The organism is Taibaiella sp. KBW10 (genome assembly GCF_003852495.1).
Taxonomy (GTDB): Bacteria; Bacteroidota; Bacteroidia; order Chitinophagales; family Chitinophagaceae; genus Edaphocola.
In genome coordinates this window covers 594,924-607,957 of the sequence record NZ_QAJI01000005.1, presented here as the reverse complement: position 1 = coordinate 607,957, position 13,034 = coordinate 594,924, and the positions used below count along the sequence as shown (strand labels likewise).

Annotated in this window: 14 protein-coding genes; 3 read left to right on the top strand and 11 right to left on the bottom strand. The window is 42.8% G+C overall.

Features of this window, described 5'->3' with window-relative positions; all coding sequences use genetic code 11:
• Window positions 1–23 precede the first annotated feature (23 nt).
• The 8 genes from DBR32_RS13070 to DBR32_RS13035 all read right to left on the bottom strand — a co-directional run bounded on the left by DBR32_RS13070 (window position 24) and on the right by DBR32_RS13035 (window position 6,354).
• Complete coding sequence (locus DBR32_RS13070; RefSeq protein WP_124636780.1) at window positions 24–653, bottom strand: HAD family phosphatase; 630 nt, start codon at window positions 651–653, stop codon at window positions 24–26.
• Entirely contained in the window at window positions 650–1,885 is a 1,236-nt protein-coding gene (locus DBR32_RS13065) for a pyridoxal-dependent decarboxylase (protein WP_124636779.1), read from the bottom strand. The genes DBR32_RS13070 and DBR32_RS13065 overlap by 4 nt, the downstream gene beginning before the upstream one ends.
• Before the next feature lie 117 nt (window positions 1,886–2,002).
• Window positions 2,003–2,659 (bottom strand): OmpH family outer membrane protein, encoded by a 657-nt coding sequence (locus tag DBR32_RS13060; RefSeq protein WP_124636778.1) that lies wholly within the window; start codon window positions 2,657–2,659, stop codon window positions 2,003–2,005.
• 27 nt (window positions 2,660–2,686) lie between these two features.
• Window positions 2,687–3,418, bottom strand: coding sequence for a 16S rRNA (cytidine(1402)-2'-O)-methyltransferase (gene rsmI / locus DBR32_RS13055; RefSeq protein WP_124636777.1), 732 nt, complete (start codon window positions 3,416–3,418; stop codon window positions 2,687–2,689).
• A gap of 12 nt (window positions 3,419–3,430) precedes the next feature.
• A complete protein-coding gene (gene purS / locus DBR32_RS13050; RefSeq protein WP_124636776.1) occupies window positions 3,431–3,682 on the bottom strand; it encodes a phosphoribosylformylglycinamidine synthase subunit PurS in 252 nt (83 codons plus the stop codon).
• Between the two features lie 20 nt (window positions 3,683–3,702).
• Window positions 3,703–4,482, bottom strand: a complete 780-nt coding sequence (locus DBR32_RS13045; RefSeq protein ID WP_124636775.1) for a phosphatidylcholine/phosphatidylserine synthase — start codon at window positions 4,480–4,482, stop codon at window positions 3,703–3,705.
• 17 nt (window positions 4,483–4,499) lie between these two features.
• Window positions 4,500–5,369, bottom strand: coding sequence for a 4-hydroxy-tetrahydrodipicolinate synthase (dapA, locus tag DBR32_RS13040; RefSeq protein WP_199724487.1), 870 nt, complete (start codon window positions 5,367–5,369; stop codon window positions 4,500–4,502).
• Between the two features lie 31 nt (window positions 5,370–5,400).
• A complete protein-coding gene (locus DBR32_RS13035) occupies window positions 5,401–6,354 on the bottom strand; it encodes an acetyl-CoA carboxylase carboxyltransferase subunit alpha (protein WP_124636773.1) in 954 nt (317 codons plus the stop codon).
• A 166-nt stretch (window positions 6,355–6,520) separates the two neighbouring features.
• Here DBR32_RS13035 and DBR32_RS13030 point away from each other — a divergent pair, with 166 nt between their 5' ends.
• From DBR32_RS13030 to DBR32_RS13020, 3 genes are all read left to right on the top strand, one after another.
• The gene (locus DBR32_RS13030) at window positions 6,521–7,174 is read left to right on the top strand and encodes a spermidine synthase (RefSeq protein WP_124636772.1); all 654 of its coding nucleotides are present in this window, start codon (window positions 6,521–6,523) and stop codon (window positions 7,172–7,174) included.
• Window positions 7,175–7,268: 94 nt separating this feature from the next.
• Window positions 7,269–7,973 carry an ATP-dependent Clp protease proteolytic subunit gene (locus DBR32_RS13025; protein WP_124636771.1) on the top strand — a complete coding sequence of 235 codons (705 nt, stop codon included), beginning with the start codon at window positions 7,269–7,271 and terminating at the stop codon, window positions 7,971–7,973.
• Between the two features lie 20 nt (window positions 7,974–7,993).
• Entirely contained in the window at window positions 7,994–8,638 is a 645-nt protein-coding gene (locus DBR32_RS13020; protein ID WP_199724486.1) for a ClpP family protease, read from the top strand.
• Between the two features lie 90 nt (window positions 8,639–8,728).
• Here the strand turns inward: DBR32_RS13020 and DBR32_RS13015 are convergent, their stop codons facing one another.
• From DBR32_RS13015 to DBR32_RS13005, 3 genes are all read right to left on the bottom strand, one after another.
• Entirely contained in the window at window positions 8,729–11,011 is a 2,283-nt protein-coding gene (locus DBR32_RS13015; RefSeq protein ID WP_124636770.1) for a penicillin-binding protein 1A, read from the bottom strand.
• A gap of 95 nt (window positions 11,012–11,106) precedes the next feature.
• On the bottom strand, window positions 11,107–12,033 hold the full coding sequence (locus DBR32_RS13010) for a DMT family transporter (protein ID WP_124636769.1): 927 nt from the start codon (window positions 12,031–12,033) through the stop codon (window positions 11,107–11,109).
• A gap of 21 nt (window positions 12,034–12,054) precedes the next feature.
• Window positions 12,055–13,026, bottom strand: coding sequence for a sensor histidine kinase KdpD (locus DBR32_RS13005; protein ID WP_124636768.1), 972 nt, complete (start codon window positions 13,024–13,026; stop codon window positions 12,055–12,057).
• Between the last annotated feature and the right edge of the window lie 8 nt (window positions 13,027–13,034).

Below are 13,034 nucleotides of genomic sequence, written 5' to 3'. Positions count from 1 at the left end.
GAACAAATATAGGCTAAAGCGCTTTATTGTTTGGGTTTAAAAATCGTTTCTTCCATGGTCATTCCGGGCTCCATCCAGATGGTCTGTATCCCTAAACTTTTAGCCCCTTCGATGTGCTGTTTACTATCATCCAGAAATAAGGTATAGGCCGGATCAAAGCCGGTATAATCCAGTACATACTTAAAGGTTTCGGGATGTGGCTTTCGCATGCCAATATGATGGCTGTAAAAAACGCGGTCAAAAAACACCCCTACATTATTAAACCCGCAGACTTCTCTTAATTTTTGATTAAAGGCGCGTTCATGCGTTTCATTCGTATTGCTCAACAAAACAATATCGTAATGCAATTGGAGTTGTTGTAAAATCTGCAGCCGGCGCAAAGGAAAGTCCAGAAGCATGGCATTCCAGGCATCAATAATTTCCTGATCAGATACTCCCGACGGGCACCATGTTTTAAGGGTTTGCACAAAGTGCGCCTCATCGATCTTCCCAATCTCAAAGTCGGAGAATAAATCCGTTTGTGCGGCCTGAGAATAACGCAGACCGAAATCATCAACCCCCAGGGCCACAAAAGCCTGTTCGGTAAGGGCATAATCAAGGTTGAGCAGTACTCCGCCCAGATCGAAGATGATGTGTTTTATATTATCTATCATGATTGATGTGCTTTTACTGCCCCTATAAATGCTTGTAAGTGCTCAATTTCGACATGATCCATCACTACGATTTTATACCAGTTTACGTTGCCCTCATGGGCATCGGGCACAAGTAAAAAATCTGCTGCAACCTGTGCCGGGATGGCATGGGCGCGGATGGTAATGATGTTCATTTTCGGATGACGATAGTAGGGAATACCCATCGCATCCAGCGCATGGCAACACCATTCGGTACGATATAATAAAGTATTTATTTTTTCTAACCAGCCATAAGGCCCATAGTTATACAAGATCATCCAAACGGCTATTGCATTGGCTCCGGAACGGCTCCCGCAAAGGGTTATGTCCATACCGTGCACATAGCTGGCTTCTTTGGTGAACACATATTTCATCAAATCTTTCCGAGATAAAAAGATACCGGTACCGTAAGGTGCCTGCAACATTTTATGGGCATCTAAAGTGATGGAAGAAACATGAGGATTAGAAAAATTAAGGTTGTTTTCGGGATGGGAAGTCGGATAGATAAATCCGCCAAAAGCCCCGTCCAGGTGTAGTTTAAACGGAACATTATGCTTTTGCAAATACGCAGCATATAGATCCGGATTATCGATAGAACCAAACATGGTCGTACCCATATTATTCAGTACGATTACATATTTAATGCCTTGCGTGAGGGCTTGAATGATCGTCTGCTCTAAGGCTTCCGGAATGATGCAGCGCGTATCGTCTTCGACCGCTACCGGGTAATAGGCAATACTCAAGAGGTTGGCTGCTTTTACCACAGAGTAATGTGTATCTGTAGAGGCCAGTATCGCGATCTCCTGCAAGGTAGCGCCATAGTCCTGCATAAACAGGTTACGATACATCCATACGGCCTGTATATTAGCTTCTGTGCCCCCTGTGGCTACATAACCATCGCAAGAACTGACCGCCGCACCAAACATATCAACCGCCAGGGTTTCGATTAGCTCCTGCTCAATTTTCTGTGTGCCCCTAAAAAAGGGTTCCGATTCCGTAATCGTATGGCAACCGATATGATTCGGATTTTGCACTACGGTGCGTAATAAAGGTGCATCTTTCAAAAAACTAGCCTTGTCATAAAATACCTGTCCGTCGAGCTTTGAAGCCGGCACGCCAAGCGAAACCCTTTTGCTGTAATCTATATTCTCTTCCAGGGCTTCGGTAATGCGGGCATCCTGCTGTTCATGGCTTAGTTTCTTCCAGTATTGCATCTTTATGATTTGTGCGGGCAAAGATAAATTATAAGCAAAGAAATTGTTTACGATTACCCATAAAAAAATCGCTCCCTTTTGATATGGGTAGCGATTTTTATCCTAGGGGTTAAACCCTTATTTCTTTGTTGTATCGGCTGTAGCTTTCATCAGCGGATTAGTCGGCTCTTTAGGCGCGCCGCCCGCTGCATTCATCGCATCCAGCACTTCTTTTGTAATATCCAGTGCCTGGTTGGCATATAAAATTTGTCCTCCGGCTTTGGAATAGGTAAAGATGAAGTCGTATTTTTTTTCTTTATTATATTGCTCTAAAAAGGCATCCAGGTTATTTTGAAACTCCTCTTGTATGGCCGACTGCTCTTTCAGCAACTGCGCTGAAATCGTTTGGTGCCGTTGTTCCAAAGCCTGTTGTTGTTGTCCCAAACGTTTTTGTGTGGCCGCACCTTCTGCTTCGGTTACGGTTCCCGCCTGCGCTTTCTTTTGAAAGGCAATATACTCTGTTTGCAAAGCCTTTTCTTTTTGTGCCATTTCGGCTTCAAAGGCGGCTTGCTTTCTCTCGTAGCTTGCTTTCTTTTCTTTTAAGAAAATATAATTAGCATTTAAGGTATCCCCGTTTACATAAGCCAGTTTCACCCCGCTCACCGTACCTGTTTTGGTTTCTGTAGCGGTTGCTGCTTTTTCTGTATTTCCTTTTTTATTACCGCAAGCAGCAAGGAGCAAAATTGTTCCTAACAGTATGGCAAGGCTGCTGAAGGTTGTGTTTACTTTATTCATTATTGATAGGTTTTGCGTATACGTATTTTAAAGATCATCTTCTTCCTCCTCTTCTTCATCAAGAGCAGCGTATTTAGACTTCTTTTCTTTTTCCGGTTTACCGGCAATTACCATCACGATCTCTCCCTTTGCCGGGTGTTGGGTATAGAAAGCAATCAGCGCATCTAAAGTACCTCTTTGGGTATCTTCAAACATTTTACTGATTTCTCTACTCACCGATGCTTGTCGTTCCGCACCCAAATGAACTTTCAGCTCTTCCAGGCATTTCACCAAGCGGTGTGGCGATTCGTACAGAATTATGGTACGTTCTTCCAAAGCCAATTTTTCCAGCATTGTTTTCCGCCCTTTTTTCTGTGGCAGAAATCCTTCAAAAGAAAACCGGTTGGTCGGCAAGCCAGACTGTGCCAATGCTGGCACAAAGGCCGTGGCACCGGGCAAACATTCTACCGGAATTTTTTGTTGCAAACAAGCCCTTACCAGGAAAAAGCCGGGATCGGAAATGGCAGGTGTACCCGCATCGGTAATCAATGCAAGCGTTTTACCCGCTTGCAGGTGCTGGACTAAAACCTCGGTTACTTTATGTTCGTTATGCTGATGATAGCTGTATAAGGGTTTCTGAATATCATAATGCTTCAACAACTTACCACTCGTGCGGGTATCTTCACACAAGATAGCATCGGCATTTTTGAGAATGTCCAATGCACGCAAAGTGATATCTGCCAGATTACCGACAGGTGTTGGTACTAAATACAACTTCATTACCCGAATAAATTAGTTTTCCGTTAAGGTATACTCGAAAGACTCCATTACGGCATTTACCAATAATTTTTTACAGGCTTCTTCTGTTTTTGTTTTTGCTTCTGCTTCTGTAGCCGCTGTAACTTGCAGGGTGATGTGTTTTCCCACTCTTACATTTTCCAGATGAGACAAACCCAGTTTGTGTAAGCTTTCTGTAACAGCTTTACCTTGAGGGTCTAATAATTCTTTTAAAGGCATTACCGTAATATTGGCAGTAAATTTCATAATTAAAGTATTGTAAAAAATTAAGCGAATTGTTTTGTTTCAGGATATTTATACAGCATTGAGGTAATGATATAGACCACAAATGCAAGTAATAAGGCACTATAACCCAGGGTAAAATACCCGATAACGGCTGTAAGTGTAATCAATATATGGGGCCACCAGGCAGCAATACCTTTTGCCGGTGCTTTCCATTTTAAGAATTTTATTTTGCTCACCATAAAATAGCTCAGCAATACGACAATAGCATATAAAGCCCATTTGCCACCCAATTGTGTGACGATAGCACCCTGGTCATAAGTAAGTACAAGGGGCAGCAAAGCAACCATGATTCCAGCTGCAGGAATCGGCATTCCGGAGAAATAGCTAGACTGTGCCAGGTTATTCTGATTGAATCTTGCCAAACGCAGGGCACCAAAACAGGGTAATAAAAATGCCGGTAAGGTGACCAAAGGATTTACCGCTAAGGCGTTAGGCTCTGACATGAAGGCCATCCATAGTAATTGATAAATGATCATGGCCGGTGCGACGCCAAAAGAAACCACATCTGCTAAAGAGTCCAAATCTTTGCCTATAGAAGAAAAGGCTTTCAGGCTTCTGGCTGCCAAACCGTCTAAGACGTCAAACAGGGCTGCCAATATGATAAAGAGGCTGCCATAAACTAACTTATGTGCGCCTAATACAGGAAAAAAGCTTTCGCCGGTAACGGTCTTCAATTCGGGATAGGCTCCCAGAATAAAAGTGATCGCCAAACAGCCGCAAACAAGGTTACACAGGGTAAGAATATTAGGCAAATGCTTCATCGAAGTATGCTGATTTTTTAGGAATTAAGGTATTGATCCAGTTGTTGACTCAAGGTCTCGCTGGCAGGGATCAGGGGTAAACGCAATACGTTTTCCAACAAGCCCAGTTTATGTAAAACATATTTCACCCCGGTAGGGTTTCCTTCTGCAAACAGCAGGTCAATTCCTTTCAGTAATTTATAGTGCAGGTTGCGGGCCGTCACAAAATCTTCCTGTAAGCCGGCATTCACCATGGCACAAAAATCTTTTGGATAACTGTTGGCCGCTACGGAGATCACCCCTTTAAAGCCAATCGACAACTGGGGTACGATGAGGTTATCATCGCCCGATAATACTGCGAAGTGAGCAGGGGCTCCCTGTACCAGTTCCATACACTGTGCCATATTGCCACTGGCTTCTTTAATGGCTACGATATGGGGAAAGGCATTCGCTAACCTCAGGGCTGTAGCCGGTAACATATTGGTCACCGTTCTTCCGGGCACATTGTATAAAATGATCGGTTTATCGGTTGCCTCGGCTAGGGCACTGAAATGTTGGAAAATACCTTCCTGAGAAGGTTTATTGTAATAAGGGACTACGCTTAAGATACCGTCTACCTCCTGCATGGGATATTCGTTTAAACCCGCTAATAATTCTTGCGTATTATTAGCGCCTAAACCTAATACAATCGGTTTCCGTTTCTGATTATGTTTAATGATACAGTTTAAAACGTCCAGCTTTTCTGCTTTTGTCAACGTAGGCGTCTCGGCGGTTGTTCCTAACGCCACTAAAAAATCTACCCCACCATCGATGGTGAAATCTACTAATTTTTCTAGTGCTTCAAAATCTACAGACTGGTCTTTTTTAAATGGTGTAACCAAAGCGACACCGGTACCCTTAAACATCATTATTGTAATTTATTAATTTGTATAGCTCAATTTATAGTTCATCATAGAAACCCATCTTGGAGAATTTCTCTATGCGCTGATCGATTCTCTTTTCCGGAGCGATCTTAGACAGGCTTTTGATGGTATCCAGGATATATTTCTTTAAGGATACCGCCATTTCTTCCGGTTTGTTATGCGCGCCGCCTTCCGGCTCTGCGATCACATCGTCTACCAATCCGAAGGAAGACATATCTTTTGAAGTCAATTTCAATTGCTCTGCCGCTTTAACTTTGTAATCCCAGCTATGCCATAAGATCGTAGAGCAGTTTTCGGGAGAGATTACAGTGTACCAGGTATTTTCCAGCATCACTACTTTATCTCCGATACCGATTCCTAAAGCACCACCAGATGCTCCTTCACCAATAATGATGCAGATAACCGGTACTTTAAGGTTGATCATTTCAAACAGGTTGCGGGCAATCGCCTCACCCTGTCCGCGTTCTTCTGCTTCTAAACCCGGAAAAGCGCCCGGCGTATCAATCAAGGTAACAATAGGACGGTTGAATTTTTCAGCCAGTTTCATCAGGCGCAAAGCCTTACGATATCCTTCCGGATTGGCCATACCGAAGTTACGTAACTGACGCTGTTTGGTATTGGTTCCTTTCTGGTGCCCGATCAGCATCACTTGCTCTCCGTCTATATCAGCAAAACCACCGATAATAGCTTTATCATCCGCTACATTTCTGTCGCCAAATAATTCTGTAAATTTATTACAGATCTGACCCACATAGTACAGGGTATAAGGACGTTCGGGATGACGGCTCAACTGCACCCTTTGCCAAGGTGTAAGATTGGCGTAAATATTTTTTCTGGTTTTATCAATAGTCGCTTCCAGTTCGGCCACAGACGCAGACATGTCTACATTGTTTTTTTCCGATAAAGCTTTTATTTTTTCTAATTGCTGATTTAAATCTTCAATAGGTTTTTCAAAATCCAAAAACTGCATAGTTTCGATTAATGTTTAATGTGCAAATGTACTATTTATCTTGTTATAATAAACATGATTGTTCATTTCAAATATCTCCTCCGGGTAGCGATTCTTTTAGAACCGGCAGACCTTATTAACATATTGATGTCACATATATGTTAATAATATTTCGTATTATTATAAAATGAATATCCCGAAATACAAAAAGCTGCTGAGCTACATTTTTCCGCTATCGCTGAGAAGATGGAACGGTAACTATAGCCGTAACCTGCAGTTGGTCTTGCATCGTAACGAACTACAGTTATCTACGCCGACTGCCATATATTCTCAGGGATACCATTATAAACCTTTAGCAATAGCTTTTGCGCACATAAAAGAGTTCTTATCCCGGGCGAATAATATCTTATTTCTTGGTTGCGGCCTGGGCAGTGGCCTGCAGATCTTAAGCCGGTTAAAATACTTTCCTTCCTGTACGCTGGTAGATATCGAAAAGGACTTTCTGGAGCTTACGGAAGAAACGGCTCCCGAAGCATTTAAAGGGAAATTAAGCTGTGTATGCGAAGATGCCGCAGAATATATGGCTTTTCCGAAACAACAATTTGACATGGCCGTGGTGGACATTTTCCTCGATACCGATCTGCCCTCTTTTGTTTATTCTAACGAGTTTACCATACAGTGTCATAAGGCGCTTGCCGCAAATGGCATCCTTGTGTTAAATTATATTGGCACCGATCCGGAGCATGCTAAAAATTTACACCATCATTTGCAGCATTTATACCATGACGTACACTGTATTTATCTTATCCCTAACATTGTCTTTATTGCATATAAACGATAGGAAACAGAAACTGCCCTGTCTAATACTGCAAATTTGGCATTCTTATTATTTGGTTTGATATTTGTAAGGATTAGATAAAATAAATGTATTCAAAATGATGAATCCTAAAGAATTTAGAAAATACGCCATACAGCATCAGGGTATCAGCAGTAATACTTTTGATAGTTATGCGGCCCATGTAAGCGCTGATCCGACTGCCCTTACCCCATATATTATTGAAGAACGCCCCATGAATGTTGCCTCTATGGACGTATTCAGCCGGTTGATGATGGACCGGATTATTTTTATGGGCGAACCGGTAAATGATTATGTGGCCAATATCGTAACCGCACAATTATTGTTTCTGGAAAGCGTAGACCGCTCCCGCGATGTACAAATGTATATCAACAGCCCGGGTGGTAGTGTATATGCCGGTTTAGGTATTTACGATACTATGCAGGTAATCAATCCTGATATCGCTACGATTTGTACCGGAATGGCTGCAAGTATGGCCGCTGTATTGATGTGTGCGGGTACCGAAGGTAAACGTACCGCTTTACGCCACAGCCGTATTATGCTGCATCAGCCAAGCAGTGCAATCGGGGGTCAAGCCACGGATATCGAAATTACGGTGAAAGAAATTAAGCGTATCAAAGAAAACCTGTATACCATTCTTTCTGAGCACTCCGGCCAGCCTTTTGATAAAATTGCGGAAGACTGTCAACGGGACTATTGGATGCTTGCTGAAGAGGCGAAAGCATACGGTATCGTAGATGAAGTTTTGATGAGCAATCCGCGTAAGGCTAAAAAATCTGTTTAACTCCTTAAAATTATCGACAAATGAACGCTTATAAATTGAATCAGCTGAATATTCGTCAGGAAGACGAGGAAGAAGAGGAAGAAGAAGAAAAACCACAGGTAGATAACAATCCCGGTGGTATGTGGGCTAAAAAGCAAGAAGAATTATTTTTCAAGAACCGCAATATTTATTTGTGGGGACCGGTAGAAGATAAGTCTGCCAAGGATATCGTAAACCGATTGCTGTTATTGGATGCAGATCAACCCGGAGTAGAAATCAAATTTTACATCAATAGCCCCGGTGGTGTAGTCACCAGCGGTATGGTGATCCATGATGTGATGAAAATGATCAAATCGCCGGTCAGTACGATCTGTATGGGATTGGCAGCCAGTATGGGTTCTATCCTGTTAAGCGCCGGTACTAAAGGCAGAAGATTTATTTTCCCAAGCGGGGAAGTGATGATTCACCAACCGAGCCTGGGTGGTTATTTCAGAGGGGTAAGTGCTGACCTGGAAATCCATGCCATACAAATTCAAAAAACAAAGGAATTGGGTGCAAGAATCCTTTCGGAGAACTGCGGACAGCCTTATGAAAAAGTATTGAAAGACCTGGAAAGGGATTACTGGATGGATGCTCCGGAAGCCATTAAATACGGCATCGTAGACGGCATTTTGGATAAACTGTAAGTTTCATCTTCTTTGCATTTTATAAAAAATTAAGGGCTGCTNNAGCAGCCCTTAATTTTTTATAAGGAAACTGATTTTCTATTTTTTACCCTATCGGATATCATCCAGGTTTGGCACTTCCTCTAAGATATCATCATCTCCACCGGAAGAATCGGAGCCACTGTACACAGGGCGTTGCACCTGAAACTCCTGCTCGTAATAACTGGTGCCGCCGCCGGCGCTACTGGTACCATAAGCATCACCACAAAGATTAAATCCATCGGGTTCTACGAATTTTGTACCACTTTTATATTTCGATTTCGGATCGTTATATACTTTCTGGAAGAAATAACCCCAGATCGGCAAAGCCGCTGCGGCACCCTGACCTAAAGCAGTGCTGTTGAACCGTAAGAAACGGTCATCATTACCAACCCAGGCTCCGGCTAAGAGTTGTGGCGTATACCCGATAAACCAGGCATCTGCCTGACCATTGGTCGTACCGGTTTTACCACCGATATCGCCACTCAGTCCAAAACGGCCTTTAAGGCGTTTGGCCGTACCGCTTTCAACAACTCCCTCCATCATTTTCACCATTTTAAACGCTGTATTGGAATTGATAATTTCTTTCTGAACGGGCGCAAAATTTTCGATTACATTTCCGTTTTTATCTTCAATTTTCACCAAAAACTGTGGTTGTGTATTGATACCGCCCGAAGGGAACATGGTATAGGCCCAAAGCATTTCGTACAGCGAAATATCGGAGGCCCCCAAGGCTATTGAAGGCAATTCCGGCATCGTACTACTGATCCCGCAACGCTGTGCAAATTCTATAAAAGATCGAATACCTGTCTGATTCAAGAGGTATAAGGAGGCATTATTCACCGATTGCGCCAAGGCCGATTTCATAGACATGCCGCCATATTTACTTCCACCTGCATTATATAGTTTGCTTTGTCCGGCAAATTTCTGCGGTGCGGTACTCACATTGTCACAAGGGGAATAACCATTATCCACAGCCAGGCAATATAACAAAGGTTTTATGGTAGAACCCACCTGACGTTTTGTGGCCAGATTTACGTGGTCGTATTTGAAGAAATCATGGCTGATACCCCCTACCCATGCTTTCACCTCTCCGGTCAGCGGATCCATTACTAAAAATCCGGCCTGCATAAAGGAACGCATATATTTTATGGAATCCAGCGGGGTCATGGTCGTATCCCTTTCATGATCTTTATTGGCCCAGGTAAATACCGTCATTTTCGTTTTGGCATTAAAGGCTTTTTCGATCTCTTTTTCCGAAGCCCCTCCGTCTTTCATATTTTTATACCGATCGGAAGACTCCATTAGGCGCTTCAAAACCCTGGCCGGTTGGTCTTGCTTCCAGATAGAGCCGGTACGGATTTGCGTTTGGGAAGCAAACAAACGCTGCAATTGCTTCATTTGTTCTTCTACGGCCTCTTCTGCATATTTCTGTAAAATAGGATCAATGGTCGTATAGATCTTTAGTCCGTCTTTATAAATATTGTAAGGTTCTCCATTTTCTTTCAGGTGGGTCTTACACCATTTACGCACTTCCTGCTCTACCACTTGTCTGAAATAGGGTGCTAAACCATCGGACTGTACCAGTTTGTTATAATCCAGGTTTAAGGGCTTGGCCTTACAAGCACTCGCTTCCGCAGCGGAAAGATAGTTGTACTTTTCCATCTGGTCAATTACTGTATTCCTACGTTCTAGGGCAATCTCCGGATTTCGGCGTGGATTATACAATGTATTTCCTTTAAGCATCCCTACCAATACTGCGGCTTCCTCTACAGAAAGTTTGTCCGGCGATTTATTGAAGAAAGTCAGGGAAGCGTTTTTAATACCATAAGTATTATCGCCAAAAGGTACTGTATTCAGGTATAAGGTTATGATCTCTTCTTTGGTCAGGTTACGTTCCAGTTTCACAGCCATAATCCATTCCTTTAACTTCACAAAAGGTAATTGGAAGATAGACGGATTCTCGCGGGGGAAAAGGTTTTTGGCTAGTTGTTGGGTTATGGTACTACCACCCCCTTTTTTACCCAAAAGTAGTACTGCTCTCAATACCGATACCCCATCGATTCCGGAGTGTTCCTGAAAACGGAAATCCTCTGTGGCAATGAGCGCATTGGTTACATTTTTAGAGATTTCTCCGTATTTAGAATTGGACCTATTCAGGATATAATATTTACCAATAAGGCTCTTGTCATTGGCATAAATCTCTGAAGCTGTGGCTGCAGAAGGATTTTCTAATTCTTCCATAGACGGCATCTCTCCCATATACCCCTTCTCAATACCGAAAACTATGGCCCCGAAAAAGACGACTCCTATTATGAAAACCGTCCACATCAGTCTTATTAATTTTCTTTTCATCTATTATCTTCTTTTATAAAATATGAATACACTATTTACAGCAAAGAAAACACTATTTTTCTAAATTATAGTATGGTCTTCTCTGCCTTTTCTATTTATACCAATACCTTTTGCTTCCGGCTATTTCTGATCAGCAGGCTTACCTGCAGCAATACAGACAGTGCGATAAGCCCCATACCGATGTAGAAACCGGCGGATAGCTGTTCTTGTTCGTCAAAAAAGATAAAGGCGAGTATAATGCCATAAACGGGCTCCAGGTTGACTGAAAAAGTTACGGTAAAGGTCGACAGGTCTTTCAAGGCTGTCATGGCCAAAGACTGTCCTAATACGGTACAAAAATACACCAGGCAGAAGATCCAAATAATATCCCAATTAAAAGGGATCAACGGCTCCGCCGGATTCTGATAGATATACAGTGGCGCAACTATGGTCAGGAAAATAAAGCCGATCATCATTTCGTAGAATACTAATAATCTTGGCTCATATTTTCCAGCCAGTGGTTTATTAAAGACGGTAAAAATGGCACTGATCACGGAGGCCAGGATACCCAATGCCAGTCCCAAAGGGAAATCAAGCATGGCTTTCTTATCCGGCTTCAATTCATCCTCAGCCGGATACATCACGTAAATACAATAAACCCCCAGGATTGCGATAAGGCTGAGCCCGATCTCGAGGGGGTTGATCTTTTTTTTATTGAGTATGGGATCTAAGACCGCCGTGAATACGCTTGCAGTAGAGAGGCAGACCAAAGCGATCGAGGCATTGGCCAATTTGATGGAGGCATAAAAGGCGACCCAATGTATCGCATAAAGCAACCCGATCCCAACCACCTTTTTCACATCTTTTCGTTCCAGTTTTTGCCATAGCTTTCTATAGCTCAGGATAATGCCGATGAATAATGCTGTCAGACCCATTCTATACCATACCAAAACCGGTGCAGACAGCGTGATCACCCGGCCCAGTATCCCGGTAAATCCCCATAAGAGCACGGCAAGGTGCATCTGAATTAATGCTTTCTTCAAAATTGACGCTGTTTGCGCTGCTTATTCTGCAGCAATAGTGATTTCAAATATGCTTCCTTTGGGTTCATTATCACGCACGACAATACTACCCTTATGCCTATCTACGATCTGTGCGGTAATAAACAGGCCTAGTCCCGTTCCTTTAGTATTGCGGGACTCTTCACTACCCACGCGATAGAATTTTTGAAAGATTTTTTTCTTTTCTTCATCTGCAATACCCTGTCCCTGATCGGCAACCTGCAGCACCCATTGCTGATCATCGGTTTTGTTCAGTTTGACGGTAACCAGTGCATCCGGAGGACTGTACTTACAGGCATTCTCTATCAGATTACTCACGACCAGTTTCCATAAGACTTTATCGCCGAGGATAAAGCTATCTTGCTTAATATCTAACAAAAACGAATGGCTGTTCCGGTCTATATACTGTTCCAACTCTTCCTTTACAATACTGGTCAGGCTAATGCGGTCTAATGCCGATTTAAACCGCGTACTTTCCAATTGAGAGGCCAGCAACAGATTGTTGCACAGGTCATTGAGCCGGTTGGTCTCTTTAATACTTCTGGAAAGCAAGGTATGTAATTGTGTTTCGGTAAGCTTGCGTTTATGAATGGTTTCGAGGTTCAGCTTTATCGCTGCAATAGGTGATTTCAATTCGTGGGTGATGGACAACATAAAGTTGTGCTGCTGCTTGGAGAGCGATTGCGTTCTGTGCAAAGCGGTATAAACAACCCCTGCACCGATCAGGATGATCACCAAAAAGGTAATACCCTCGCCTATATACTGCCTGTTCCGGGTATGTAAGCGTTCCTGGATTGCATTTTCGCCAATCTTGTACTGTACCGAATTAATTACCGGATCTACGCTGTTGCGCAGCTCCCTTTGCTCGTATTCATAAATGGTCTGGCTTTGCACATTAAGGCTATGTCCCCAAAAAGACAGCGCAGCAATGGTGTACAGGAAAATAAATATGTATAGAAAATTGACAAATTTCATTGCTTATG

Excerpts from the sequence above, each read along its gene's own strand:
- DBR32_RS13005 (WP_124636768.1), bottom strand. The coding sequence starts at position 13,026 with ATGAAATTTGTCAATTTTCTATACATATTTATTTTCCTGTACACCATT.
- purS (WP_124636776.1), bottom strand. The coding sequence starts at position 3,682 with ATGAAATTTACTGCCAATATTACGGTAATGCCTTTAAAAGAATTATTA.
- DBR32_RS13025 (WP_124636771.1), top strand. The coding sequence starts at position 7,269 with ATGATGAATCCTAAAGAATTTAGAAAATACGCCATACAGCATCAGGGT.
- DBR32_RS13070 (WP_124636780.1), bottom strand. The coding sequence starts at position 653 with ATGATAGATAATATAAAACACATCATCTTCGATCTGGGCGGAGTACTG.
- DBR32_RS13060 (WP_124636778.1), bottom strand. The coding sequence starts at position 2,659 with ATGAATAAAGTAAACACAACCTTCAGCAGCCTTGCCATACTGTTAGGA.
- DBR32_RS13065 (WP_124636779.1), bottom strand. The coding sequence starts at position 1,885 with ATGCAATACTGGAAGAAACTAAGCCATGAACAGCAGGATGCCCGCATT.
- DBR32_RS13020 (WP_199724486.1), top strand. The coding sequence starts at position 7,994 with ATGAACGCTTATAAATTGAATCAGCTGAATATTCGTCAGGAAGACGAG.
- DBR32_RS13015 (WP_124636770.1), bottom strand. The coding sequence starts at position 11,011 with ATGAAAAGAAAATTAATAAGACTGATGTGGACGGTTTTCATAATAGGA.
- DBR32_RS13035 (WP_124636773.1), bottom strand. The coding sequence starts at position 6,354 with ATGCAGTTTTTGGATTTTGAAAAACCTATTGAAGATTTAAATCAGCAA.
- dapA (WP_199724487.1), bottom strand. The coding sequence starts at position 5,369 with ATGATGTTTAAGGGTACCGGTGTCGCTTTGGTTACACCATTTAAAAAA.
- rsmI (WP_124636777.1), bottom strand. The coding sequence starts at position 3,418 with ATGAAGTTGTATTTAGTACCAACACCTGTCGGTAATCTGGCAGATATC.
- DBR32_RS13030 (WP_124636772.1), top strand. The coding sequence starts at position 6,521 with ATGAATATCCCGAAATACAAAAAGCTGCTGAGCTACATTTTTCCGCTA.
- DBR32_RS13045 (WP_124636775.1), bottom strand. The coding sequence starts at position 4,482 with ATGAAGCATTTGCCTAATATTCTTACCCTGTGTAACCTTGTTTGCGGC.